A 25,380-nucleotide genomic window follows, 5' to 3' on the forward strand; every position below is an offset into this window, starting at 1 on the left:
CGTTAATAAATGAGTCTTTTCATTTCTCAGGCACATGCCGCGGCTGAAGGTGCACCACAGGGCGGCGGTATGCAGCTATTCATTATGCTGGGTCTGTTCGCAGTTATCTTTTACTTCATGATTTACCGTCCGCAGGCGAAGCGCGTTAAGGAGCATAAGAACCTGATGTCTTCCATGGGCAAAGGTGACGAAGTGCTAACCAATGGTGGTCTGGTGGGTAAAATCACTAAGGTCTCCGACGAGAACGACTACATTGTTATTGCGCTGAATGACACGACTGAAGTAACAATCAAAAAAGATTTCGTTTCTGCAGTTCTGCCAAAAGGCACAATGAAATCTCTGTAATTTTTTGCTCTGAAGGATCACAGCAGTGTTAAACCGTTATCCCTTGTGGAAGAACCTGATGGTGGTGTTTACACTGCTCATCGGGCTGCTATATGCGCTTCCCAATGTTTACGGTGAAGATCCGGCAATTCAAATCTCCGGGGCGCGTGGCGCCTCGGCAGATATGTCAACGCTGGATGCAGTCACCGAAGATTTAAATCAAAATCAACTCTCTTACAAATCTGTCGCTTTCGAAAACGGTACTGTACTTGTCCGCTTTAACGATACTGATACTCAGATCAGTGCCCGCGATATTCTCAATGAACAGCTTGGTGATGACTTCGTCGTCGCACTAAACCTTGCAGCATCCACTCCTGACTGGCTTGAATCCATCGGCGCCACCCCAATGAAACTGGGTCTGGACTTGCGCGGCGGTGTGCATTTCCTGATGGAAGTCGATATGGATGCAGCAATGGACAAGTTGCTGGGTCAGCAGGAAGAAACCTTCCGAACTGAGCTGCGCGAAGCGAAAATCCGTTACCGTGCTATCAGTAAGACCGATACCTCGGTTGAGGTTCGCCTGCGTAATGCAGAGCAGCTGGCTCAGGCTAAAATCGAGCTGTCCAAGCTTCATCCGGATATGTTGTTCACCGATAGCGACAGCAATGGCCGTTTTGTGCTTTCGGCTCAGTTTACTGAGGCGCGCCTTCAGGAAATTCGCAACTACGCCGTTGACCAGAACATCACCATTCTACGTAACCGTGTAAACGAGCTGGGTGTTGCCGAGCCACTGGTACAGCGTCAGGGTGCAAACCGCATCGTTGTCGAGCTACCGGGTGTTCAGGATACTGCGCGCGCGAAAGAAATTTTGGGTGCGACAGCAACACTGGAATTCCGCGAAGTGGATAGTACTGCAGATGTGGCTGCTGCTGCTTCTGGCCGTGCACCGGCAGGTAGCGAGGTGAAATACACCCGTGACCAGCGTCCGGTCGTGCTGAAAAAGCGTGTGATCCTATCCGGTTCTCATATTACTGACGCAAGCTCAAGTGCTGATGAATATGGCCGTCCTCAGGTTAACATCTCGCTCGATAGCGAAGGTGGCAGCAAGATGACAGCCTTCTCGCGTAATAACGTGGGCAAGCTGATGGCGACCGTGTTTACCGAGTACAAAGACAGCGGCGATCGTGATGCCAGCGGCAAAGTGATTCTTGAGAAACACGAAGAAGTGATCAACCAGGCGACCATTCAGACGGCACTGGGTCGTAACTTCCGTATTACTGGTATCGACTCTCAGTCCGAAGCGCACAACCTGGCATTGCTACTGCGTGCCGGTGCCTTGATTGCGCCGATTTCAATTGTCGAAGAGCGAACTATCGGTCCGTCAATGGGTCAGCAGAATATCGATATGGGTATTCAGGCAATGATCTGGGGTATGGTTGCCGTTATGCTGTTTACACTGGTGTACTACCGTCGTTTTGGCTTGTTTGCCAATATGGCCCTGCTGATGAACCTGGTGATGATTATCGGTGTGATGTCGATGATCCCGGGGGCAACCATGACCCTGCCGGGTATTGCCGGTATTGTTCTGACCGTCGGTATGGCCGTCGATGCCAACGTACTGATCTTTGAGCGTATCCGTGAAGAGCTTCGTGAGGGCCGCAGTCCTCAGCATGCGATTCAGCAAGGTTATGCCAACGCATTGAGTACGATTGCCGATGCCAACATTACCACCCTGATCACGGCAATCATTCTGTTTGCTGTGGGTACAGGGGCGATTAAAGGCTTCGCGGTGACCCTGTCTATCGGTATTCTGACGTCGATGTTTACGGCGATCGTCGGAACCCGTGCGATGGTCAACCTTGTTTACGGCGGTAAGCGCGTCGATAAACTGTCGATCTAAGGAGACGCTGACATGTTTCAAATAATGAAAGCGGATAAAGTGATCGACTTTATGCGCTGGTCGAAAGGCACTTTTGTCCTGTCGATTATTATGATTGTTGCGGCAATCGCGACGGTTACCACCCAGAAGCTGAACTGGGGCCTCGACTTTACCGGCGGTACACTGATCGAAGTGGGTTTCGAACAGCCTGCTGATCTGGTCAAAATTCGTGATTCACTGGAAAGTGCCGGTTTTGGTGATGCGATTGTGCAGAACTTCGGTACAGCACGAGATGTGATGGTTCGCCTGCAGCCGCGTGAAGATGCACAGGGCGAGAAGCTGGGCAACCAGATCATTGATGCACTGAAGGTTGGCACCGGCCAGAACGTTGAAATGCGCCGTATAGAGTTCGTTGGTCCGAATGTCGGTGACGAACTGGCAGAAGCCGGTGGCCTGGCGATTCTTGTTTCGCTGATCTGTATTCTGCTGTACGTCTCAATGCGGTTTGAATGGCGTCTGGCGGCGGGGGCGGTACTGGCGTTGGCACACGACGTGATCATCACCATCGGTATCTTCTCGTTTACTCAGATTGAGATCGACCTGACAATTGTTGCGGCCTTGCTGACGGTAGTCGGTTACTCGCTCAACGATACCATTGTTGTATTTGACCGTATTCGTGAGAACTTCCGCAAGATGCGTAAGGGCGGGCCAATCGAGGTGATGAACAGCTCGGTTACCCAGACTCTGAGCCGTACTTTGATCACCTCGGCAACAACGCTATTTGTGGTTATTGCCTTGTTCCTGAAAGGCGGTAGCATGATCCACGGCTTTGCCGCGGCGTTGCTGATCGGTATCACTGTCGGTACGTATTCCTCTATCTACGTTGCTTCGGCGCTGGCGCTTAAACTGGGTATTACCCGTGAGCACCTGATGCCACCGCAGGTAGACAAAGAAGGTGAAGAGTTCGACGCGATGCCGTAAGGTATTGTGTGAAACACAATGAATGAAAAACGGAGCCGCAAGGCTCCGTTTTTGTATCTGCGGCTCAGTCTTTGCGAACCCTTATTTGGCCTGCCACTCACTGACCGGACGTTGCTTGCCACCGTTCATTGGATTCCCTTGCTCTAGCAGCTGGTTGAGCTTTGTATTGTGGGAGAGATCCAGGGCGGTCAGGGCGTTGTTTCTGACATTGAGTTCAGTCAACGCAGGATTGTTCGATAAGTCCAATGTTTGCAGCTCGTTGTCAGCAACAAGCAGTGCACGTAGCTTGGGAAGCTGGGATACAGTCAATGTGTCGAGTTCATTGTCATTCAGGAACAGCTTTTCCAGTCGCTCGGACTGAGGGAGTTCGAGGGTATCAATGTCATTATCGCTTAGCCGTATTTCACGCAGGGCATGGTTTTCTGACAGGTCCAGGGCGTTGAGCTGGTTATCGCTGAGGTCGAGGTAGCGTAGCTCGGGATTATCAGACAGATCCAGAGAATTGATCTGGTTGTCACCGAGTGACAGTTTACGAAGGTTCTCGAAGTACTTCACCTCGGCAGCCGAGCGGATGTTAAGGTCTTCACATTCGAGCTCGGTGATATCGTCGGGGTAGCTCTCGCCAGTTTCCAGCACGCAGGCACGGAAGTTTTGGTCAGCGAAGGGGATTGCTTCGAGCGTATCGTAATGCTGCTCGCAGCCAGTTAGCAGCAAGAGTAGCGAACAGGCCAATAGGCTGCTGATTAGCAGGGGGCGTGTGTTGGGGGCGGGCATCAATGTCACCTAATAGAATACAGTTTTCTTAATAGGGGCAGAGTATCATAAAGAGGTCGTTATACTGTATATCTAACTGTATGAAATGAAAGCACTTAACTTCTGAAAAAGAAAAGCCCCGTCAGCATCGCTGGCGGGGCTTGTTTTTGGTCAGTAACCAAAAATTACTTAGTCAGTGCTTCGCTGCCGTGTTCACGGATCTTGGCAAGCATTGGCTTAACGACACGAGCGTTACCAGCAACGATGTTGCCAGACGTCAGGTAGTTAGTGTTACCGGTAAAGTCAGTACAGATAGCACCTGCTTCACGTGCGATTAGTTCACCTGCTGCCAGTTCCCAAGGCTTCTGGCCTAGCTTGAAGACACCGTCAACGCGGCCAGCTGCCAGGTAGCAAAGATCCAGTGCTGTTGAACCACACTGACGCATGTCGTCACATTCGATGAACAGCGCGTTTTGGATCTTCATGTAGCTTTCAGCGTGTTGCTTGGCTGCAAAAGGAAGGCCTGTTGCCAGTGTTGTACCGCTTAGATCTCGTGGCTGGGAAGCACGAACGCGCTGGCTGTTAAGCTGAGCGCCAGAGCCGCGGGTTGCGGTGAATAGTTCGTTACGAGCTGGGTCGTAAACAGCAGCAACTTCTGTACGACCACGCATGCGTAGTGCTACAGAGATTGCGAAGTGAGGTAAACCGCGAACGAAGTTTTTGGTGCCATCCACTGGGTCGATGATCCACTGACACTCTTTGTCTTTGCCCTCTTTGTTACCAGTCTCTGCACCAATGATGCAGTGATCAGGGTAAGACTTAAGAATAGTGTCGATAATGATAGCTTCAGCTTCTTGATCGATGTTGGTAACAACATCATTACCTTTGTTGGCAACTTCGATTGCCTGAGGTTTTTCTAGAGATTTAATGACATGGTCACCAGCCTTTCGCGCAGCGCGAATGGCGATATTAAGCATCGGATGCATAGGATCTTCCCAACGGATGTTAAAGAACTAAAAAGCGGCGGCGAGTATATCAGAGCTAGGGCAAAAAGGAAGTGGTTATTTTTTGCCCGGAACGGTTTTTCCTTTCTGCGTTAGTACAAAAAGGAATAAAATACTGGTCATAGATATAATGTTTTTACATGTTTTCTCCATTTTTGGAGAGGGTGTGTTAAAATCCTCCCGCTTTAAGAATTCGTCGGATATAGCTTTTTCATGTTAGATAAAATCAGTGTTGTTTTAGTGGGTACCTCTCATCCGGGTAATATCGGCTCGGCTGCCCGAGCGATGAAAGTGATGGGCCTGACCAATTTGGTATTGGTCGATCCGGCTTGTGAAATCGATGAGAAGTCGTATGCGCTGGCTGCCGGTGCAGCTGATATTGTCGAAAATGCGAAAATTGTCCCGACCCTGGATGAAGCGATTGCTGATTGTGGCCTGGTTGTTGGTTCGAGCGCACGTTCTCGTACCCTGGAGTGGCCGCAGCTCGATCCGCGTGAGTGCGGGATCAAGTCGATTGCCGAGGCCAGCAGCCATAATGTCGCTATTTTGTTCGGTCGTGAACGTACCGGTCTGACTAATGAAGAGCTGCAAAAGTGTCATTGTCATGTCTATATTCCGGCTAACCCGGACTACAGTTCGCTGAATCTGGCGATGGCTGTGCAGACGGTCAGCTACGAGATCCGCATGGCGTACCTCGAGCAGCAAAAATACGATGGTGAGAGCAAGGTAGAAGAATACCCGCGCGCTAAAGAACTGGAAATGTTCTACGAGCACCTTGAAAAAGTCACTACGCAGACCCAGTTTATTAATAAGAAACATCCGGGAATGGTGATGGCGAAGCTGCGTCGACTATTTACCCGTGCTCGCCCTGAGCAGCAGGAGTTGAATATCCTGCGAGGTATCTTATCCTCAGTCGAAAAATCGCTAGAAAGTCGCGACAAATAGACGTATAAACCCTATGGTTAAAAGCTTGACTAAAACAGTCAGGTAAATACTTGACCGTTTTAGTCGGGTATGCGACACTCCTCCCATACATATAAGTGGGTAGCGGTGTGTTATGAGATTGACATCAAAAGGAAGATACGCAGTAACAGCCATGCTGGATGTGGCTCTGCATTCTCAAGATGGTCCTGTTCCTCTGGCTGATATTTCAGAGCGCCAGGGAATTTCACTGTCTTATTTGGAACAGCTTTTCTCTCGCCTGCGCAAGGCTGGCCTGGTTGCCAGTGTTCGTGGTCCCGGTGGTGGTTACCGCCTGGGTGAAGATGCGGACAGCATTGCAGTAGGTATGGTCATTGCAGCTGTTGATGAATCGGTTGATGCCACCAAGTGCCACGGAAAAGGGGATTGTCAGGGCGGTGTACGCTGTCTGACACATACTCTATGGCACGACCTGAGCTCCCGGATCAGCGGCTTTTTGAACAACATCACTCTTGGTGAGTTGATGAAAGACAATGATGTACAGGAAATTTCTGATCGACAGGATCATGGTCGACATAAAGCATCATTTGTAAATAATAATACACACGACAGCGCCACTATAGGTGTCGATGTTCGCTCCTAGAGACTATACGTCCGTGTTTTCGGAGAAGAAGATGAAACTGCCAATATATTTTGATTATTCCGCTACTTGCCCAGTAGATCCCCGTGTTGCCGAGAAGATGATGCAATGCCTGACTATGGATGGTAACTTCGGTAACCCGGCTTCTCGTTCTCACCGTTATGGTTGGCAGGCAGAGGAAGCAGTCGATACGGCACGTGAAAATATTGCCGATTTGCTCAATGCAGATCCGCGTGAAATCGTCTTTACCTCAGGTGCTACTGAATCTGACAACCTGGCTATTAAGGGTGCTGCGCACTTCTATGGTAAGAAAGGTAAACACGTTATTACCTGCAAGACAGAGCACAAAGCGGTTCTGGACCCATGCCGTCAGCTTGAGCGTGAAGGCTATGAAGTCACCTACCTTGAGCCAGAGGCAAACGGCCTGATTGATCTGGCGAAGCTACGTGATGCAATGCGCGAAGACACGGTGTTGGTGTCTATCATGCACGTGAATAACGAAATTGGTGTTATTCAGGACATCGCGGCTATCGGCGAGCTGTGTCGTGAGAAGAAAGTCATTTTCCACGTGGATGCCGCCCAGTCTGCCGGCAAACTGCCAATCGACGTTCAGGAAATGAAAGTCGACCTGATTTCGCTGTCTGCGCACAAAATTTACGGCCCTAAGGGTATCGGTGCACTGTATGTGCGTCGTAAGCCACGTATCCGCCTTGAGGCACAAATGCACGGTGGCGGTCATGAGCGTGGTTTCCGTTCTGGTACTCTGGCGACCCACCAAATCGTTGGTATGGGCGAAGCTTTCCGTGTAGCCAAAGAAGATATGGACAAAGATTACCAGCACGCGCTTGCGCTGCGTAATCGTCTGCTTGAAGGTGTCAAAGACATCGAAGCGATGACCATCAATGGTGATATGGAGCAGCGTCTGCCGAACAACCTGAACATCAGCTTTGCTTTCGTTGAAGGTGAATCCCTGCTGATGGCACTGAAAGATCTTGCGGTGTCCTCTGGTTCGGCGTGTACGTCTGCCAGTCTGGAGCCTTCGTATGTATTGCGTGCGCTGGGTCTGGATGATGAACTGGCACACAGCTCAATTCGTTTCTCTTTCGGTCGATTCACGACGGAAGAAGAAGTAGACTATGCAGTTTCGCAAATCCGCGGTGCGGTTGAGAAATTGCGTGAAATGTCTCCGTTGTGGGATATGTATAAAGAAGGCATTGACCTGAACACAGTCGAGTGGGCACACCACTAATCTTGCGGTCATAACGTATTCGAGGAGATATATCATGGCATATAGCGAAAAAGTCATCGATCATTACGAGAACCCGCGTAACGTGGGCTCATTTGACAAAAACGACAAGAGCATCGGTAGCGGCATGGTGGGTGCACCAGCGTGTGGCGATGTGATGAAACTTCAGATCAAAGTGACTGAAGAAGGCATCATTGAAGATGCGAAGTTTAAAACATACGGTTGTGGTTCGGCGATTGCGTCAAGCTCTCTGATCACCGAGTGGGTGAAAGGCAAGAGCCTGGACGAAGCGGCTTCAATCAAGAACTCGGCGATCGCAGAAGAACTTGAACTGCCACCGGTAAAAGTTCACTGCTCGATTCTTGCTGAAGATGCAATCAAAGCCGCAGTTAGCGATTACAAGAAGAAACACGAAGAAAATTAATCTCCTGAGGGTTGTTGTATGGCCATTACTATTACTGAAGCGGCGGCAAGTCGCGTAGCTACTTTCCTAGAGAACCGAGGCAAAGGCATTGGCCTGCGTTTAGGTGTCCGTACTTCAGGGTGTTCAGGAATGGCTTATGTCCTTGAGTTCGTAGATGAACTGAATGAAGAGGATACGGTATTCGAAGAGAAGGGCGTAAAAATCATTATTGATGCCAAGAGCCTTGTTTATCTCGATGGTACCGAGCTGGATTTTGCCAAAGAAGGGTTAAATGAAGGCTTCCAATTCAACAACCCGAACGTTTCAAGCGAGTGCGGTTGTGGTGAGAGCTTCAACGTCTAATCGCTGTTTCAACTGAACCTGGTAGCTGTTTAGTTATCAGGTTCGGTCTCTATAGATATCAGACGCTATATGAATCATTTCGAATTATTTGGGCTACCTTTCCAGTTTGAACTGGATGGTAGCCTTCTTTCAACTCAGTTCCGGGAACTGCAACGTCGTTTCCACCCTGACAATTTCGCAGTCGCCTCTGAGCGAGACCGTTTAATGGCGGTCCAGAAAGCTGCGCAAATTAACGATGCCTTTCAAACGCTGAAAAGTCCTATTGCTCGTGCAGAATATATGCTCTCTGAGAAGCATGTGGATATTCGCGGCGAGAACAAGACATTGCAAGACCCAGAATTCTTGATGCAGCAGATGGAACTGCGTGAAGCTCTGGAAGAAATCCCTGATGCCACTGATCCTGAGTCGGCGCTGTTCGACTTTGAACAGCAGGCGTCGGCGATGTACAAGTCGCAGTTGGCGGATCTAGAGCAATTATTAAATAATGAAAGCTGGGAACAAGCAGCGGATGCCGTGCGCAAGCTGAAGTTTATTGATAAGCTGCGTAACGAAGTTGAGCGCCTTGAAGAAACGTTGTTCGACTGATCCTTTCCCGATTCCAGCACTAACTCCACAGGAACGATAATGGCACTGTTACAGATTGCTGAACCAGGTCAAAGTGCAGCACCGCACCAACACAAACTGGCGGTGGGTATTGATCTGGGTACCACAAATTCTCTCGTGGCTGCGGTTCGCAGCGGCGTTCCGGAAACGTTACAGGATGCGCAGGGCCGGGCTATTTTGCCGTCGGTGGTGCATTACGGCGAAGACGACGCAGTACTGATTGGCCAGGAAGCAAGGGCGTTGGCTCAGCAGGATCCTGAAAATACGATTTTCTCCGTAAAACGTATGATGGGCCGTTCTCTGGCTGATATTCAGCAACGCTATCCGCAGCTACCTTACCAGTATCAGGCAACCGATAACGGCCTGCCTCAGCTTGTTACTCGCAGCGGACTGGTGAACCCTGTCCAAGTCTCGGCAGAGATCCTGAAGACGCTCAGTGAGCGTGCCAAGGAGACGCTGGGCGGTGATCTGGAAGGGGTGGTGATCACGGTGCCTGCCTACTTTGATGACGCCCAGCGTGCCGGTACCAAAGATGCGGCCAAGCTGGCAAACCTGAACGTTCTGCGTCTGCTTAACGAGCCGACAGCGGCAGCGATTGCCTACGGTCTGGACTCTGGCCAGGAAGGTGTGATTGCGGTCTACGATCTTGGTGGTGGTACGTTTGATATTTCTATCCTTCGCCTGTCGAAAGGTGTGTTCGAAGTGATGGCGACAGGCGGTGATTCAGCTCTGGGCGGCGATGATTTCGACCATCTGCTGGCTGAGTGGATTGCTGAGCAGGCCGGTTTTGACGGTCAGCTTTCTGCGCAGCAGTCGCGTGCTCTGCATGATGCAGCGACGGCGGCCAAGATCGCCCTGACCGATGCCGGTGAAGCCGAGATTGACGTGCTGGACTGGCAGGGAACGGTTAGCCGCGAGCAGTTCAATGCGCTCATTCAGCCGTTGGTGAAGAAAACCCTGATGGCTTGCCGCCGTGCAATCAAGGATGCAGCGATTGAAATCGACGAAGTGATTGAAACGGTCATGGTCGGTGGTTCGACGCGTGTGCCGCTGGTCCGTGAAATGGTTGGTAGTTACTTCGGTAAAGATCCGTTGACCTCGATTGACCCGGATCAGGTGGTTGCAATTGGTGCCTCTATCCAGGCGGATATTCTGGCGGGCAACAAACCGGACTCTGACATGTTGCTGCTTGATGTTATTCCGCTGTCACTGGGTATCGAAACCATGGGCGGAATGGTCGAGAAGATTATTCCTCGCAATACCACTATCCCTGTTGCCCGTGCGCAGGAGTTTACCACCTTCAAAGATGGTCAGACAGCAATGTCAGTGCATATTGTTCAGGGTGAACGTGAAATGGTGAGTGACTGCCGATCGCTGGCTCGTTTTACCCTGCGTGGTATTCCTGCCATGGCAGCGGGTGCGGCGCATATTCGTGTGACCTACCAGGTTGATGCTGATGGCTTGCTATCGGTTACGGCAATGGAAAAGAGCAGCGAAGTGCAGTCATCCATTCAGGTGAAGCCGTCATACGGTCTGACGGATGATGAAATCGCCACTATGATCCGTGAGTCGATGACCCATGCGCAGGAAGACAAAGATGCCCGCACACTTGCCGAGCTGCAGGTTGAAGCGGACCGCGTTCTCGAAGGATTGATCACTGCGCTGGCAGCAGACGGTGATACCCTGCTGACAAAAGAAGAGCGTGACGAGCTAGAAGCTGTCATGATGGAGCTGGTTCAATTGCGTCAGGGCACCGATCCGCATGCGATTGAACAAGGTATTAAGAAAACAGATAAAGCTAGCCAGGAGTTCGCCTCTCGCCGAATGGACAAGTCTATTCGTCAGGCACTGGCTGGTCATTCGATTGATGAGGTTTAGGCATGCCTAAAATTGTTGTACTACCCCACGAAGAACTTTGCCCGGAGGGCGCAGTACTAGAAGCAGAGAGCGGCCAAACCGTCTTGGATGTTGCGCTGAAAAATGGTATCGGCATTGAGCACGCATGTGAGAAATCCTGTGCCTGCACTACTTGCCATGTGATTATTCGTGAAGGTTTTGACTCTCTGGAAGAGAGTGAAGAGCTGGAAGACGATATGCTGGACAAGGCCTGGGGCCTTGAGCCAGAGTCACGCCTGGGTTGCCAGGCGGTGGTGGCTGACGAAGACTTGGTGGTGGAAATTCCGAAATACACCCTGAATCTGGCGTCGGAAAACCACTAAGGCCTCGGCCAGTCTGTCTGTTCATTGATGCTTCATCAGTGGGCAGACAGGCTACAATATAGTATTCCTTCTTGGTTGATAAAAGGTGAATGTGATGGGTTTGAAATGGATTGACTCGCAAGAGCTGGCCATTGAGCTAGCTGAACAGTTTCCGGATATTGACCCGGCCACCATCCGGTTTACCGATCTCAGGGAGTGGATATTAGCGTTGGAAGACTTTGATGACGACCCTGAGCACTGTAACGAGCGTATTCTCGAAGCGGTGCAGATGTGCTGGATCGAAGAAGCAAACTGACCATTCGATAACTCCCGCCTTTTTTAATATTGTTTCTTACCCGGCTCATTATTCAACAAGTCGCATCTGCAACACGATCTCGCTCTTACTCTTGATGTAAACACCTTGTTTATTTCGATATGCCAAGGCAAAGTAACGAAAATTTCTGAATATTTGGTTTTTCACAAAATGATTAACCATGATATCGAGAATTAGCGGGCTTAATGGCCTGCTTTGTTATGTTACAGCCGATAACTCCCTTGCAATACAAGACTATGCCCCCATAACTTCTCTAGGTGTGGTAACAGTGATGTCATCATTTTGTTGCCTGAGCACGAAACAGAAGTTGGGGCTGAGTCGGTTTTCAGAGTCGGCTATACCCTATAATTGGTATTCATTGAGCAGTGGCCCGATCATTGCGGTGAATAGCAGAACTCAAGGAGTAATTCATGTCTGCCAATATGTTCGTATTTTTATCCCAGGAAGTTGCCGATGAGAAGTGGGGCAAAAATGCACTTGTGACCTTTGAAGCCAAAGGGGCAATGGTTCATTTGACGGCTGAGAACCCGTTGGCCGCGATTCAGCGCGCAGGACGGAAGCTGGATGCACAGGGTATCAAGCAGGTTACGTTGGCAGGGGATGAATGGGATCTGGAGAGTATCTGGGCATTTATTCAGGGGCACCGCAATGCCAAGTCGGGCAACGAAGTGGTATGGAGCGGACTGGGCGAGGAAGAAGAGGCTGAGCTTCAGGCTCGCCTGACTGCGACTAACTGGGTACGTGAAATTATCAACCAGCCGGCTGAAATTGTCCGCCCTTCACAACTTGCCGCGCGTGCGGGTGAATTTATCAAGTCACTGGCGCCGGAGCATGTGACCTACAAAATCATCAAGGGCAATGATTTGCTCGACGAGGGGTGGAACGGTATCCATACCGTGGGCCGCGGCTCCGAGCGCTCTTCGGCGATGCTGCGCCTCGACTATAATCCGACAGGTGATGCCGATGCGCCGGTACACACTTGCCTGGTGGGTAAAGGGATTACTTTTGACTCTGGCGGCTACAGCCTGAAACCATCTGGCGGTATGACGGCGATGAAGGCCGATATGGGCGGCTCTGCCATGGTAACCGGCGGTTTGGCACTGGCGATTGCCCGCGGCACCCAAAAACGTATTAAGCTAATTCTGTGCTGTGCCGAGAACATGGTATCTGGCCGAGCCTTCAAGCTAGGCGATATTATTACTTACAAGAACGGTAAAACGGTAGAGATCCTCAATACCGATGCCGAAGGGCGACTGGTACTGGCTGACGGCCTGATTTATGCCAGCTCGCAGAACCCTGAAGTGATCATTGACTGTGCGACCCTGACCGGGTCGGCGAAAAATGCGCTGGGTAACGACTATCATGCATTGTTCAGCTTTGACCACGATTTGGCCCAGCGTGCCTTGATGGCAGCCAGTGATGAGCTGGAAGGGCTATGGCCGCTGCCGCTGGCCGATCATCACCGTGCCATGATGCCATCGAACTTTGCTGATTTGTCGAATGTGTCGATGGGGGATTTCCTGCCGGGTGCAAGCACCGCGGCCGCATTCCTGTCGTATTTTGTTGAAGATTACAAAAACGGCTGGATGCACATTGATGCCAGCGGTACATACCGCAAAACGGCCAATGACAAGTGGGGGGCTGGTGCCACAGGCATGGGCGTACGCACTCTGGCAAACATCCTCAGCGACGAAGAATAAGCCATAGCGTCGTTACATTAACTTGTTGGCAAATCACCGCTACGAAGCTCGTGGCGGTGATTTGTTACTTATAACGGAAAGAGAGTTTATGTTAAGGATTTCACTTTCGGCAGAGCCAAGCGCAGGAGCGTGGGGCGAGAAAGCGCTGCTGTCGTATCAAGAAGGTGGTGCCGTGATCCACTATAGCGGCGACTACCCGCTACGTCGTATTCAGCAGGCCGCTCGCCAGTTGCAATCCCAGGGAGCCACCCAAGCTAGCCTTGAAGGTGATGGCTGGAGCTACGAGCGCCAATGGGCCTTCTATTGCGGTTTTGCCGCCACGATGAAGCCTGTAGAGCTGAAGTGGGCATCCATTGACGAAGACGAGCTTGAGTTGCTCAATGCCCGTCGCCAATGTAGCGACTGGGTGCGCCAGGTGGTTAATGCGACCCCGGAAGATATGTACCCGGAAAAATTGGCCGCGGATGCGGTTGAGTTTCTTACTTCCATTGCCGGAGACAAAATCAGCCATGAACTGCTGGTTGGCGAGCAGCTACTGGAGCATGGCTGGATTGGAACTCACAGCGTCGGCCGTGCCAGCAGCCGTCCGCCGGTGATGCTGACGCTGGACTTCAACCCGACAAGCGATCCTGATGCGCCGGTTGCAGCGTGTCTGGTGGGCAAGGGGATCACTTTTGATTCTGGCGGCTACAGCCTGAAATCAAGTGCCGGCATGGTGACCATGAAGTGCGATATGGGCGGTGCAGCTACCGTCACAGCGGCACTCGGTTACGCGATTGAGCAAGGTTTGCGTCAACGTGTGAGGTTGATCCTGTGTTGCGCAGAAAACATGGTCGCGGGTAACGCCTATAAGCTGGGGGATGTGTTAACGTACAAGAATGGGCTGACCGTAGAAGTGGTCAATACCGATGCTGAAGGACGTTTGGTATTGGCCGACGGGTTGATAGCAGCCAGCGAGACCAAGGCGCCGCTGATTATCGATGCCGCAACACTTACCGGTGCGGCGATGATGGCAGTCGGAACCGATTACAATGCCTTGTTCGGTCTTGATAAGGACTTGTTGCAACATGCGCAGCAGTTGTCAGAGCTAGTTAGCGAACCGGCCTGGCCACTTCCGCTGGAAAAGTGGCACCAGGCAAACTGCCCGTCCTACTATGCCGATACGGCCAACAGCCGGGCACAGAAGGGCGGCGGGATGGGAGGGGCATCGAATGCTGCCGCCTTCCTGTCACGTTTTGTTGATACCGATTCAAGCCGCTGGATCCATTTTGATCTGGCTGCGTGTTTCCGGGATAGCGCAGATAGTCGCTGGGCGGCCGGAGCAACCGGTCTCGGGGTTGCTAACATTGCAGCCTTGCTGCTATAGCGGTATTGTGAAGGGGGAGTTGTTCGTGTCTCCCCCCAAGATTCACGTCACATTGATGAACAGATTCAAAAGGAAGAATAATAATGACAATTGAAAGAACGTTTTCCATCGTTAAGCCTGATGCGGTAAAGCGTAACTTGATTGGGGCGATTTATCAGCGCTTTGAGAATGCCGGGTTGAAAATTGTTGCTGCCAAGATGGTGCGTCTCAATGCAGAAAAAGCGCAAGGTTTTTATGCCGAGCATGAAGGCAAGCCTTTCTTTGATGATTTAGTCGCATTTATGACATCAGGTCCTGTGCTGGTACAGGTACTGGAAGGAGAAGATGCGATTGTGCGTTACCGTGAGCTAATGGGTAAGACCAACCCGGATGAAGCTGCATGCGGGACAATCCGTTCTGACTTTGCTCTTAGCCTGCGTCATAACTCAGTCCATGGCTCAGATAGCCCTGAATCCGCCGCGCGCGAAATTGCTTATTTCTTTGCCGAGGATGAAATTTGTCCTCGTGATTAATATACGCGGTTAAATTTTAATCAAAACAGATTATTAACGGGAAGCCTAGGCTTCCCGTTTGTGTTTTTGTCCCCTAAGTTGACGCGGTTGCTAGAATATCCTTATAGGTAACAAGTGGAAACCATGTGACAAAGGCTGTACAATTTCGCGCCTTGAATTGTCCTGTTACATGCAACCTCCCTACTTTAGGTTGCCAAGGCGCAGAATCAGTCATTTTTTAGTGAGGCAACAACCGATGACAACAGTCAAAACTAATCTGCTGGATTTCGATCGCAAGGGTCTGCGTAAGTATTTCGCCGACGAGCTTGGTGAAAAACCATTCCGTGCTGATCAGATCATGAAGTGGATCTACCATTTCGGTTGTGACGACTTCGATCAAATGACAAACATCAACAAGAAGCTGCGCGAAAAGCTAAAGCGTGTCGCTGAAATCCGTGCGCCATATGTCTCTGAGGCCCAGCACTCGTCTGACGGTACAATTAAGTGGGCGATGCGTGTGGGTGATCAGGATGTCGAAACGGTTTATATTCCGGACGAAGACCGTGCAACGCTGTGCGTTTCTTCTCAGGTAGGCTGTGCCCTGGAATGTAAGTTCTGCTCAACGGCGCAGCAAGGCTTTAACCGTAACCTGCGTGTGTCAGAAATTATTGGCCAGGTTTGGCGTGCGGCCAAAGAGATCGGGGTCGAGAAGGAAACCGGTCGCCGTCCAATTACCAACGTCGTTATGATGGGGATGGGCGAGCCGCTACTGAATATGAAGAACCTGATCCCGGCATTGGAAATCATGCTCGATGACCTGGGCTTTGGTTTGTCCAAGCGTCGCGTAACAGTATCGACATCCGGTGTTGTTTCTGGTCTTGATCAGATGACGGGTAACATTGATGTGGCACTGGCCATTTCGCTGCACGCTCCGACTGATGAGCTGCGCTCGGAAATCATGCCGGTTAATGATCGTTGGAACATCGAGACGTTTCTTGAGTCGGTGCGTCGTTATGTTGATTCAACGAATGCAAACCGTGGCCGTGTCACCGTTGAATATGTGCTGTTGGATCATGTCAATGACGATATGGACCACGCGCGTCAGCTGGCCGAAACACTGAAAGACACCCCGGCGAAAATTAACCTGATCCCGTTCAACCCGTACCCGGGCTCGCCATACAAGAAACCAAGCAACTCGCGTATTGATCGCTTCATGAAAACCCTTATGGAGTATGACTTTACCGTGACCGTACGTAAAACCCGCGGCGATGATATCGACGCGGCATGCGGACAATTGGTTGGTGATGTGATTGACCGCACGAAACGAACAAAAGTCAAGCAACAAAATGGTGAACAAATCCCTGTAAAAGCAGTCTAATTGCAAAGGCCGATACCCGGTGGCTACTCGCTCGCCTCGCGTATCGGTGCAACATGGACGTTAGCTTGGGGAAAATATGGTACGGTGGACGATGTCCCCTCTATTGTGTAGCTTGTTAATAGGCTGTGTCACAGTCGATGAAGCCGGCAATAGAAATGAGATAGATAAAATTGAAGTGTCTGAGGCCAGGATCTCTCTTGGCCTTAGCTATCTGGAATCTGGGCAATGGCAGCGTGCTCGTGATAACCTTGAGCTGGCGCTTGACTACGCGCCGCGGTATTATCGGGCACAAAATGCAATGGCCTATTATTATCAGCAAGTTGATGAACCGGCTGCCGCTGAGAAAATGTATAAGCAGGCACTGCGTGATTCGCCGAAAAATGGCGATGTACTGAATAACTATGGTGTATTCTTGTGTAGTCAGCAGCGTTACGATGACGCTATCGCTGTCTTTGAGAAAGCCATCGAACAACCTAATTACTACCAAACTTCGGCCAGTTATGAAAATGCCGCTTTTTGCAGTCTTAAAGGCGGCGATAAACTGCAAGCCAAAGGGTACTTTGAAAAGGCTCTGGCTTATGAGCCTTTTCAACCGAAATCAATGTTACAGCTGGCGCAGCTTGAAATAGACTCCCACAATTTGAATGATGCGCGCGCCATGCTTTTTAAATTTAATAAGAGGTATGGGTACAATGCAGACAGCCTGTTGCTGCTGCTTCAGCTTGAAAGTGAGGCCGGACGCTTAACTTATGTCGAGAAGTATGCCAGTCTGCTCAAAGAGCACTACCCAAACTCACAGCAATATCAAAAATATCTAGCCAATGAATACTGAACAGAACGAAGATCTATCAACAGAAGAAGTCATTCGTCCGGGGGATATGCTACGTCAGGCTCGTGAACAGCTTGGCTATTCACAGAAGGATATTGCCAACCGGTTGAGGCTTCGCCTCTCGGTGATCAATGACATCGAAGACAATAATTTTGAACAGTCACAGCTTGCCACGTTCACGCGTGGCTATGTTCGCTCCTACGCCAAGTTTGTCGGACTGGATGAAGCCGACGTGCTGGCCAAGCTTGATCAGCACGGCCATGCTCAGCACCAAGACCATGAGATGCAGAGCTTTTCCCGTCGCACCAAACGGGAAGCCCATGATAACCGTATCATGCGCCTGACCTGGGCGCTGGCGATTATCTTTGTCGGTCTGACCGGCATCTGGTGGTGGCAGAGCTTACAGATGGAGCAAGAGACAGAGGCACTGAACCTTGCCGAACAACAGGGGCAGCCGCTGGATGAATCCCTTGCCAGTGCAAACTCATCGGCAATCAGCAATGCCGAGCTGTCTTCCGCCGATATTAGTGTCGCGGCAGAAGGGGCAGTTATCGAGACGATAGAGCCTGTTGACACGGTTGTCGTGAATGAATCCGTAGAGCCGATAACCAGTTTTGATGATAGCTTCAGCAACGAACCCGAGGCGAACAATGTTGAAGAAACCGACAGCGCAGATAGCCTGGCTTCACTTCAAACGCCCGAGACAACAGCAGAAGATGCTGAAGTGGCGGTTGTTGAGTCAGATTTGATCCTGACATTCAGTGCCGATTGCTGGGTCGATATCCGTGATGCCAACGGCAAGCGACTCGATACCGGCATCAAGAAGTCGGGTGATGTGCTGAATTTAGATGGCCCAGCGCCATTTAAACTGGTGCTAGGTGCGCCGGGTGCTGTTAAAATAAGCTACAAAGGTGAGCCGGTGGATCTAAGCAAGTACCCGGTTGGTAAAGTAGCCCGATTGAAGCTGCCGCAGTAAACAGAGTAAATGTAATGCATAACGAATCTCCAATTAAACGTCGTCAGTCAACCCGGATTTATGTCGGGGATGTCCCAATTGGTGATGGCGCCCCAATAGCTGTTCAGTCGATGACCAACACGCGTACGACTGATGTTGAAGCCACTGTTGCGCAGATCAAATCCCTGGAAAACGTTGGTGCGGACATCGTCCGTGTTTCGGTGCCGACCATGGATGCTGCCGAAGCATTCAAGCAGATCAAACAGCAGGTTAATATCCCGCTGGTCGCCGATATCCATTTTGACTACCGTATCGCCCTGAAAGTGGCGGAATATGGAGTTGATTGTCTTCGTATTAACCCGGGCAATATCGGTCGTGAAGACCGTATCCGTGCCGTGGTTGACTGTGCACGCGATAAGAACATTCCGATCCGTATCGGGATCAATGGCGGTTCGCTGGAAAAAGACATCCAGCAGAAATACGGAGAGCCGACGCCGGATGCCCTGGTGGAATCGGCGATGCGCCATGTCGATATTCTTGATCGCATGAACTTTGACCAGTTCAAGGTTAGCGTCAAGGCCTCGGATGTTTTCCTGGCCGTTGAATCCTACCGTAAGCTGGCGGCACAAATTAAGCAGCCGCTGCACCTGGGGATCACCGAAGCCGGTGGCCTGCGTGCCGGGTCAGTGAAGTCTGCGGTTGGCCTGGGTATGCTGCTGTCCGAGGGCATCGGTGATACATTGCGTGTCTCACTGGCTGCCGATCCGGTTGAAGAGATCAAGGTCGGTTTTGATATCCTCAAGTCTTTGCGCATTCGCTCTCGCGGCATCAACTTTATTGCCTGTCCGACCTGCTCGCGCCAGGAGTTCGATGTGATCGGCACCGTGAACGAGCTGGAGCAGCGCCTGGAAGATATTACGATTCCAATGGATGTCTCTGTCATTGGCTGTGTGGTTAACGGCCCGGGCGAAGCCGAGGTCTCGCACCTGGGTATTGCCGGCGGTAACCGCAAGAGCGCCTTCTATGATGACGGTGTTCGTCAGAAAGAGCGTTTTGACAACGACAACGTGATTGATCAGCTAGAGACTAAGATCCGTGCAAAAGCATCAATGCTAGATGTCAACAATCGCATTGATGTAGAAGAAAAATAGCGAAATATGCCCGAACCACGCCCTGAAAACTCAGGGCGTGGTTCACTATTTCTGCAAGAACCTATATATTCGATTCAATTCCCCATCGGTTAACGAGAATAAACGTGGCGAAACAAATTCAAGCAATTCGAGGCATGAACGACTGCCTACCAACACAATCACCGCTTTGGCACAAAGTGGAAAATACCATTAAGCAAGTAGTTAGCGCATACGGCTATAATGAAATCCGTATGCCAATCGTTGAGTCTACGCATTTGTTCAAGCGTGCTATCGGTGAAGTAACGGATGTCGTCGAGAAGGAAATGTACACCTTTGACGATCGTAACGGTGACAGCCTGACCCTGCGTCCGGAAGGTACTGCTGGTTGCGTACGTGCCGGGATCCAGAATGGTCTGCTGTACAACCAGGAACAGCGCCTGTGGTATACGGGTCCTATGTTCCGCCACGAACGTCCGCAGAAAGGCCGCTACCGTCAGTTCCACCAGTTTGGTGTCGAAGTCTTCGGTCTTAACGGCCCGGATGTTGATGCCGAGCTGATTATGATGATGGCACGCTTCTGGCGCGAGCTGGGTATTTTTGAGCATGTGCGCCTGGAGCTGAACTCGATTGGTTCTCTGGAAGCGCGTGCAAGCTACCGTACTGCCTTGGTGGCGTTCCTTGAGCAGCATATGGATGTGTTGGATGATGACTGCAAGCGCCGTTTGCACAGCAATCCACTTCGTATTCTTGATACCAAGAACCCTGCGGTGCAGGAAATTTTGGTTGATGCACCTAAACTGTCTGAGTACTTAGATGAAGAATCTAAGCAACATTTTGCTGGTTTATGTGAACTATTAGACGCTGCTGGTATCGAATATCAAGTAAATGAACGTCTTGTACGTGGTTTGGATTATTATAACCGCACTGTTTTTGAGTGGATCACCGAAAGCCTGGGTGCCCAGGGCACCGTATGTGCTGGTGGTCGTTACGACGGTCTGGTTGAGCAGCTAGGCGGCAAAGCTACCCCGGCGGTTGGCTTTGCGATGGGTCTGGAGCGTCTGGTCCTGATGATGGAGACGCTGGAGCTGACAGACGTACGTCGTCCGGTAGATGTCTACATGGTGACAGCCGGCGAAGGGACTATGCTGGCCGGGATGAAACTGGCCGAGAAACTTCGCGAGGATGTACCGGGCCTGCGTGTAATGAACCACTTCGGTGGTGGCAATTTCAAGAAACAGTTTAAACGTGCCGACAATGTTGGCGCTGCTATTGCGCTTGTTCTTGGTGAGAACGAGATTGCCGAGAACACGGTGGTTGTGAAAGACCTGCGTGGTGGCGAGCAAACGACCATGGCACAGGACGACGTAGCAGCGAAGCTTGCAGAATTGATTTAAGAGAGGACAGGAAGTGGACGTCAACATCACAGAAGAGCAACAGGTTGAACAGATTAAGGCTTGGTGGAAAGAGAACGGTAAAGCCGTTGTTCTTGGCGCTGTGATTGGTCTGGGTGGCCTGTACGGCTGGCGTTATTACCAGGGTGAAGTACAGGCAGCCAAAGAGCAGGCATCCGATGCTTATACTCAGGTGATAAACCGTCTGGAAAGCGGCAGCGCTGATGCTGTAGCGGATGTTCAGGCTTTCATCTCTGCCCATGAAAGCAGCCAGTATTCGGTACTGGCGGCATTGCAGCTGGCCAAGGCTCAGGTAACACAAGGTGAGCTGGATGCAGCTGCCGAGCAACTGAGCTGGGCAATTGGCAATACCCAGGACGCCGCAATCCTACCGATTGCGCAAACGCGTCTGGCACGTATCTATGCTGAGCAGCAAAAGTTTGACCAGGCAATGGCGGAACTGGACAAGGTCACTGCCGAAAGCTGGCAGGCCAAGGTTGCTGAGCTGCGCGGTGATATGCTGTTGCAAAAAGGCGATGCAGTCGCAGCCCGTGAAGCATATGTTCAGGCTCAGCAGCTGGGTGCCTCGCCTGCGCTGAAGATCAAACTTGACGATCTGGCGCAGTAAGGTTGATACGTATGCAGAAGGTGTTGAAGCAAGCCGTATCCGTGGCACTGGCCGTTGGCATTCTTGCTGGCTGTGCCGGAGAAGAAGATACTATCCAGATGGCCCCGCTGCCGCAGGTTGACAGTGCTTTTTCTCCCCAGCAGAGCTGGTCTCAGACTGTGGGTGATGGCGTAGGGCATTACTTTTCCAAGTTGAGCCCGGCCGTGGGTTACGGCAAGATTTTTGTCGCTGACCGTAACGGTGTCGTCAAAGCGTTGGATCCGGAAACAGGCGAGACGCTCTGGGAACAGAATTTGGAAACCGAGGTCACTGCAAAGCTGGCCGGTGGAATTGCGCTATCGTACGGTAAGCTATTTATCGGTTCCGAGAATGCTGAGGTTATTGCCCTTGACGAGGAGACAGGCGAAGAAGCCTGGCGTACGACTGTCGAAGGCGAAGTGCTTGCCAAACCTCTTGTAGACGAAGGCCTGGTTGTCGTGAATACCAGCCGCGGTATCCTGCAGGCGCTGGATGCCGATAGCGGTGAAGCCAAATGGCAGCTAAGCAGTGAAGTGCCGAATCTGACACTACGCGGTGACAGCTCGCCGGTTTCGATCTCTGGCGGTATTTTCTGGGGGCAGGCCAATGGTAGACTTGCCGGGGCATTGATGAACAATGGTCAGGTGTTATGGCAACAGTCTGTCGGCTCGCCAAAAGGCGGGACAGAGATTGATCGTCTGGTGGATGTGGACGCGACACCGGTGATTGCCGGCGAGCGCCTGTATGCAATTGGCTATAATGGCAGCTTGGTATCAATCGAACTGCGTACTGGCCAGGCAGCCTGGAAGCGTAGTTACTCATCAGCCACAGACTTTGTTATTGATGGCAGTCAGCTATATTTAGTAACAGATAAAGATCATGTGGTTGCTGTTGATATCCGCAGCGGCACCGAGTTGTGGCAGAACCAGTCTCTGGAGCACCGTTTGCTCAGTGCGCCGTCAGTCATTAATGGCTATGTCGTACTTGGAGACAGTGAAGGCTATCTGCACTGGCTCGATCCGGTTAGCGGTGACTTCGTGGCCCAGCAGGAAACGGATGGTAGCGGAATAGCGATTCCACCTCAGCCGTTGAATGATGGTTATCTGCTAGTAACACGGGACGGCCGTATTAACAAAATGCAAATGCCGTAAATTGTCGGTATAATGCGCCCGTATTAAATTTGTCGGCTCCTGCTGTGTTATACAGTCAGGAGCCGTTATCGTTATATCCATTCCCTATATTATTGTCGGATGAAGGACGCCCACGGAGGCTTCTGGAGGCAAGAATGAATGGAAAGTATGTCATTAAGACTATGAAAAGTAAGAGGTAGTTATGATTCCTGTTGTTGCCCTTGTCGGGCGCCCGAACGTGGGTAAATCGACGTTATTCAACCGTCTTACCCGTACGAGGGATGCGCTGGTTGCAGATTTTCCTGGCCTAACAAGGGATCGTAAGTACGGTAAAGCTGAGCTCGAAGAGCACGAATTTATTGTTATCGATACCGGTGGTATTGATGGCACCGAGGAAGGTGTGGAAACCAAGATGGCCGAGCAGTCACTGGCTGCCATCGAGGAGGCGGACGTTGTTCTGTTCCTGGTTGATGGTCGTGCAGGCCTGACTGCGGCGGATGAAGGTATTGCCAAACACCTGCGCAGTCGTGAAAAACCGACCTTCCTTGTCGTTAACAAAATTGACGGTATTGATGCCGACAGTGCCTGTGCTGAATTCTGGCAGTTAGGTGTGGATGCGATGTATCAGATCGCTGCGGCGCAGAACCGTGGTGTAACCGCCCTGATGGAGCGAGCGCTGGCTCCGTTTGCCGAGACGCTGAAAGAATCTGAAGAAGGCGAAGAGGGTGAGCTGGTCGATCTGAGCTCGGTTGAAGATATCGAGAAAGCCAACTTGTCAGAAGCTGATGCAGAAGCCGCCTACAAGCGCCTGCAGGAGCAGCCAATCAAGCTGGCAATTATTGGTCGTCCCAATGTCGGCAAATCGACCCTGACCAACCGGATCCTGGGTGAAGAGCGTGTTGTGGTTTACGATATGCCGGGAACAACGCGTGACTCTATCTATATTCCGATGGAGCGTGACGGTCAGGAGTATGTCCTGATTGATACCGCCGGTATTCGTCGTCGTAAGAACATGCACCAGGCGGTCGAAAAATTCTCGGTGATCCAGACCCTGAAAGCGGTTGAAGATGCCAACGTGGTACTGCTGGTCATTGATGCCCGCGAAAATATTTCGGATCAGGATTTGAGCCTGTTGGGCTTTGCCCTCAATGCCGGTCGTTCGCTGGTGATTGCCGTCAACAAGTGGGACGGTCTGGACAACGAAGTGAAAGAGCGTGTTAAGTCCGAGCTGGACCGCCGTCTTGGTTTTGTTGATTTTGCGCGTATCCACTTTATTTCAGCCCTGCACGGTACAGGCGTTGGCCACCTTTACGAGTCTGTACAGGAAGCCTATCAGTCGGCGACCAAGCGTATCAGTACCTCGATGCTGACCCGTATTATGCAGATGGCACAGGATGACCACCAGCCACCTATGGTTCGCGGTCGTCGCGTTAAGCTGAAATATGCTCACGCCGGTGGTTACAACCCGCCGATCATTGTGATCCACGGTAACCTGGTGAACGAGCTACCTGGCTCTTACAAGCGCTACCTGATGAACTACTACCGCAAGTCACTGGAGATGATGGGGACGCCGATCCGCATTCAGTTCCAGAGCAGCGACAACCCGTTCGAAGGCAAGAAGCAGAAGTTGACCGTGTCTCAGGAGCGTCAGCGCAAGCGACTGACCAGCGCCATCAAGAACCGGGACAAGTAAGTCCGGCCCGTTGCCAAGAAGCGATCGTTATTGCTGATAAGATTGACAAACCCAGCCTGAGGCTGGGTTTTTTTATGTGTTTGCATATTGGTACAATGCCAGCATCAATGTCGTTGCAAAGGAAAGAAGATGTCAGTTGTTACCCCGACCCAGGTGTTGTTTGCCCAGCCACAATGGCAAGCCAAGGCTGAAATCCAGCTATGTCTCCCGGCCGAATGTGGAGGAAGTTGGCTGGTAACGGATCGGACGCCTTTTCATCCGGTCAGCCATATTTGGCCGGATCATCCCGCCGATCAGGGTGAAGTCATAATTGACGGCCGTCGCTATGCTGTTGCCGGTTGTTATACCGGCGCCGTCGAGTTGGCAAGCGGCAACCTGTTTGTCGGTAAGGATATTCCTGTAAAGCGTGATACCGACGGCTGGGCTTTTGTTGTAGTGCATCATACCGAACATGCTCTGGAGCTGGCTGCCGGTGCACTTGTTGAGCTGGATGTCGATAAAGTTCGCCAACAGGCCCTGAGCCGGGGCCACAGTGGTGGCCACCTGTCGTCACTGGCACTCAACAAGGTGCTGCATCATGATTTCTGGCGCAAAGATGCCTCGCGCAAGGATGAGATGGGTCATTACGACTTTCATAGCTATGCGCAAACCGAGAGCCAGGTGTCGGAAGACTGCAGTACAGATACCTATCGGTTGGGCAAAACGCTGCGTAAACGTGGATTGAACAGTGCAGATCTACTGCAACGCCTGGATGAAGTCGAGGCCAGGATCAATCAGCAGCTGGAAGCCTGGCGTATGGCCGGGGCTGCCGTGGTAATGCGTTGCGAAGGAAAGGCGCTGACCGATTCACGATACTGGCAGTGTGAGCTTGAAAACGACGTACTGATTGAAATTCCCTGCGGCGGAACACACATTGGCTCACTGGCCGATTACAGTAAAATTACTGTTGAATTTCAGATTGTTAGCGACCAAGAGTTAGTAATGATAACGCGAACAGCAGCTTAAATGACCGCAGGGCGTGT

At 51.3% G+C, this 25,380-nt stretch carries 26 protein-coding genes; 24 read left to right on the top strand and 2 right to left on the bottom strand.

What is annotated here, in order from left to right:
* Positions 1 to 9: 9 nt before the first annotated feature.
* From yajC to secF, 3 genes are read left to right on the top strand one after another with little or no spacing between them, the layout of a single operon-like run.
* Positions 10 to 345 (top strand): preprotein translocase subunit YajC, encoded by a 336-nt coding sequence (gene yajC / locus BIT28_RS11210; protein ID WP_075763634.1) that lies wholly within the window; start codon positions 10 to 12, stop codon positions 343 to 345.
* A 25-nt stretch (positions 346 to 370) separates the two neighbouring features.
* Positions 371 to 2,224, top strand: coding sequence for a protein translocase subunit SecD (gene secD, locus BIT28_RS11215; RefSeq protein ID WP_075763635.1), 1,854 nt, complete (start codon positions 371 to 373; stop codon positions 2,222 to 2,224).
* Between the two features lie 12 nt (positions 2,225 to 2,236).
* A complete protein-coding gene (gene secF, locus BIT28_RS11220) occupies positions 2,237 to 3,184 on the top strand; it encodes a protein translocase subunit SecF (protein ID WP_075763636.1) in 948 nt (315 codons plus the stop codon).
* A gap of 81 nt (positions 3,185 to 3,265) precedes the next feature.
* Here the strand turns inward: secF and BIT28_RS11225 are convergent, their stop codons facing one another.
* Both BIT28_RS11225 and suhB read right to left on the bottom strand, forming a co-directional pair.
* On the bottom strand, positions 3,266 to 3,958 hold the full coding sequence (locus tag BIT28_RS11225) for a leucine-rich repeat domain-containing protein (protein WP_075763637.1): 693 nt from the start codon (positions 3,956 to 3,958) through the stop codon (positions 3,266 to 3,268).
* A 164-nt stretch (positions 3,959 to 4,122) separates the two neighbouring features.
* Positions 4,123 to 4,923, bottom strand: coding sequence for an inositol-1-monophosphatase (suhB, locus tag BIT28_RS11230; protein WP_075763638.1), 801 nt, complete (start codon positions 4,921 to 4,923; stop codon positions 4,123 to 4,125).
* A 231-nt stretch (positions 4,924 to 5,154) separates the two neighbouring features.
* Between suhB and trmJ the strand changes: the two genes are divergently transcribed.
* The 21 genes from trmJ to BIT28_RS11335 all read left to right on the top strand — a co-directional run bounded on the left by trmJ (position 5,155) and on the right by BIT28_RS11335 (position 25,363).
* Positions 5,155 to 5,886 carry a tRNA (cytosine(32)/uridine(32)-2'-O)-methyltransferase TrmJ gene (gene trmJ / locus BIT28_RS11235; RefSeq protein ID WP_075763639.1) on the top strand — a complete coding sequence of 244 codons (732 nt, stop codon included), beginning with the start codon at positions 5,155 to 5,157 and terminating at the stop codon, positions 5,884 to 5,886.
* 112 nt (positions 5,887 to 5,998) lie between these two features.
* Positions 5,999 to 6,505 carry a Fe-S cluster assembly transcriptional regulator IscR gene (gene iscR, locus BIT28_RS11240; RefSeq protein WP_075763640.1) on the top strand — a complete coding sequence of 169 codons (507 nt, stop codon included), beginning with the start codon at positions 5,999 to 6,001 and terminating at the stop codon, positions 6,503 to 6,505.
* A 31-nt stretch (positions 6,506 to 6,536) separates the two neighbouring features.
* Entirely contained in the window at positions 6,537 to 7,751 is a 1,215-nt protein-coding gene (locus BIT28_RS11245; protein ID WP_075763641.1) for an IscS subfamily cysteine desulfurase, read from the top strand.
* Positions 7,752 to 7,785: 34 nt separating this feature from the next.
* Entirely contained in the window at positions 7,786 to 8,172 is a 387-nt protein-coding gene (gene iscU, locus BIT28_RS11250; RefSeq protein WP_075763642.1) for a Fe-S cluster assembly scaffold IscU, read from the top strand.
* Between the two features lie 18 nt (positions 8,173 to 8,190).
* On the top strand, positions 8,191 to 8,514 hold the full coding sequence (gene iscA, locus BIT28_RS11255; RefSeq protein WP_075763643.1) for an iron-sulfur cluster assembly protein IscA: 324 nt from the start codon (positions 8,191 to 8,193) through the stop codon (positions 8,512 to 8,514).
* 69 nt (positions 8,515 to 8,583) lie between these two features.
* Positions 8,584 to 9,099, top strand: coding sequence for a co-chaperone HscB (gene hscB / locus BIT28_RS11260; RefSeq protein ID WP_075763644.1), 516 nt, complete (start codon positions 8,584 to 8,586; stop codon positions 9,097 to 9,099).
* A gap of 39 nt (positions 9,100 to 9,138) precedes the next feature.
* Complete coding sequence (gene hscA / locus BIT28_RS11265; RefSeq protein ID WP_075763645.1) at positions 9,139 to 10,995, top strand: Fe-S protein assembly chaperone HscA; 1,857 nt, start codon at positions 9,139 to 9,141, stop codon at positions 10,993 to 10,995.
* A 2-nt stretch (positions 10,996 to 10,997) separates the two neighbouring features.
* Complete coding sequence (gene fdx / locus BIT28_RS11270; protein ID WP_075763646.1) at positions 10,998 to 11,336, top strand: ISC system 2Fe-2S type ferredoxin; 339 nt, start codon at positions 10,998 to 11,000, stop codon at positions 11,334 to 11,336.
* 94 nt (positions 11,337 to 11,430) lie between these two features.
* Positions 11,431 to 11,631: a Fe-S cluster assembly protein IscX gene (gene iscX / locus BIT28_RS11275; protein ID WP_075763647.1), complete on the top strand. Its 201-nt coding sequence runs from the start codon at positions 11,431 to 11,433 to the stop codon at positions 11,629 to 11,631.
* Positions 11,632 to 12,059: 428 nt separating this feature from the next.
* Positions 12,060 to 13,349: an aminopeptidase PepB gene (pepB, locus tag BIT28_RS11280; RefSeq protein ID WP_075763648.1), complete on the top strand. Its 1,290-nt coding sequence runs from the start codon at positions 12,060 to 12,062 to the stop codon at positions 13,347 to 13,349.
* 88 nt (positions 13,350 to 13,437) lie between these two features.
* The gene (pepB, locus tag BIT28_RS11285) at positions 13,438 to 14,715 is read left to right on the top strand and encodes an aminopeptidase PepB (RefSeq protein ID WP_075763649.1); all 1,278 of its coding nucleotides are present in this window, start codon (positions 13,438 to 13,440) and stop codon (positions 14,713 to 14,715) included.
* 83 nt (positions 14,716 to 14,798) lie between these two features.
* On the top strand, positions 14,799 to 15,227 hold the full coding sequence (gene ndk / locus BIT28_RS11290) for a nucleoside-diphosphate kinase (protein WP_075763650.1): 429 nt from the start codon (positions 14,799 to 14,801) through the stop codon (positions 15,225 to 15,227).
* Positions 15,228 to 15,462: 235 nt separating this feature from the next.
* Entirely contained in the window at positions 15,463 to 16,584 is a 1,122-nt protein-coding gene (gene rlmN / locus BIT28_RS11295; RefSeq protein WP_075763651.1) for a dual-specificity RNA methyltransferase RlmN, read from the top strand.
* 76 nt (positions 16,585 to 16,660) lie between these two features.
* Complete coding sequence (gene pilW, locus BIT28_RS11300) at positions 16,661 to 17,416, top strand: type IV pilus biogenesis/stability protein PilW (RefSeq protein WP_075763652.1); 756 nt, start codon at positions 16,661 to 16,663, stop codon at positions 17,414 to 17,416.
* Positions 17,406 to 18,389: a cytoskeleton protein RodZ gene (gene rodZ / locus BIT28_RS11305; RefSeq protein WP_075763653.1), complete on the top strand. Its 984-nt coding sequence runs from the start codon at positions 17,406 to 17,408 to the stop codon at positions 18,387 to 18,389. Before pilW ends, rodZ begins: the two co-directional genes overlap by 11 nt.
* 14 nt (positions 18,390 to 18,403) lie before the next feature.
* Positions 18,404 to 19,519: a flavodoxin-dependent (E)-4-hydroxy-3-methylbut-2-enyl-diphosphate synthase gene (ispG, locus tag BIT28_RS11310; protein WP_075763654.1), complete on the top strand. Its 1,116-nt coding sequence runs from the start codon at positions 18,404 to 18,406 to the stop codon at positions 19,517 to 19,519.
* A gap of 104 nt (positions 19,520 to 19,623) precedes the next feature.
* Positions 19,624 to 20,892: a histidine--tRNA ligase gene (gene hisS, locus BIT28_RS11315; RefSeq protein ID WP_075763655.1), complete on the top strand. Its 1,269-nt coding sequence runs from the start codon at positions 19,624 to 19,626 to the stop codon at positions 20,890 to 20,892.
* 13 nt (positions 20,893 to 20,905) lie between these two features.
* The gene (locus BIT28_RS11320) at positions 20,906 to 21,517 is read left to right on the top strand and encodes a YfgM family protein (RefSeq protein ID WP_075763657.1); all 612 of its coding nucleotides are present in this window, start codon (positions 20,906 to 20,908) and stop codon (positions 21,515 to 21,517) included.
* Between the two features lie 11 nt (positions 21,518 to 21,528).
* Positions 21,529 to 22,686 carry an outer membrane protein assembly factor BamB gene (gene bamB / locus BIT28_RS11325; RefSeq protein ID WP_075763659.1) on the top strand — a complete coding sequence of 386 codons (1,158 nt, stop codon included), beginning with the start codon at positions 21,529 to 21,531 and terminating at the stop codon, positions 22,684 to 22,686.
* A 181-nt stretch (positions 22,687 to 22,867) separates the two neighbouring features.
* Positions 22,868 to 24,358 (top strand): ribosome biogenesis GTPase Der, encoded by a 1,491-nt coding sequence (der, locus tag BIT28_RS11330; RefSeq protein WP_075763661.1) that lies wholly within the window; start codon positions 22,868 to 22,870, stop codon positions 24,356 to 24,358.
* A 129-nt stretch (positions 24,359 to 24,487) separates the two neighbouring features.
* Positions 24,488 to 25,363 (top strand): alanyl-tRNA editing protein, encoded by an 876-nt coding sequence (locus tag BIT28_RS11335; RefSeq protein ID WP_075763663.1) that lies wholly within the window; start codon positions 24,488 to 24,490, stop codon positions 25,361 to 25,363.
* Positions 25,364 to 25,380: the final 17 nt, after the last annotated feature.

The organism is Photobacterium proteolyticum, assembly GCF_001939735.1.
GTDB lineage: Bacteria > Pseudomonadota > Gammaproteobacteria > Enterobacterales > Vibrionaceae > Photobacterium > Photobacterium proteolyticum.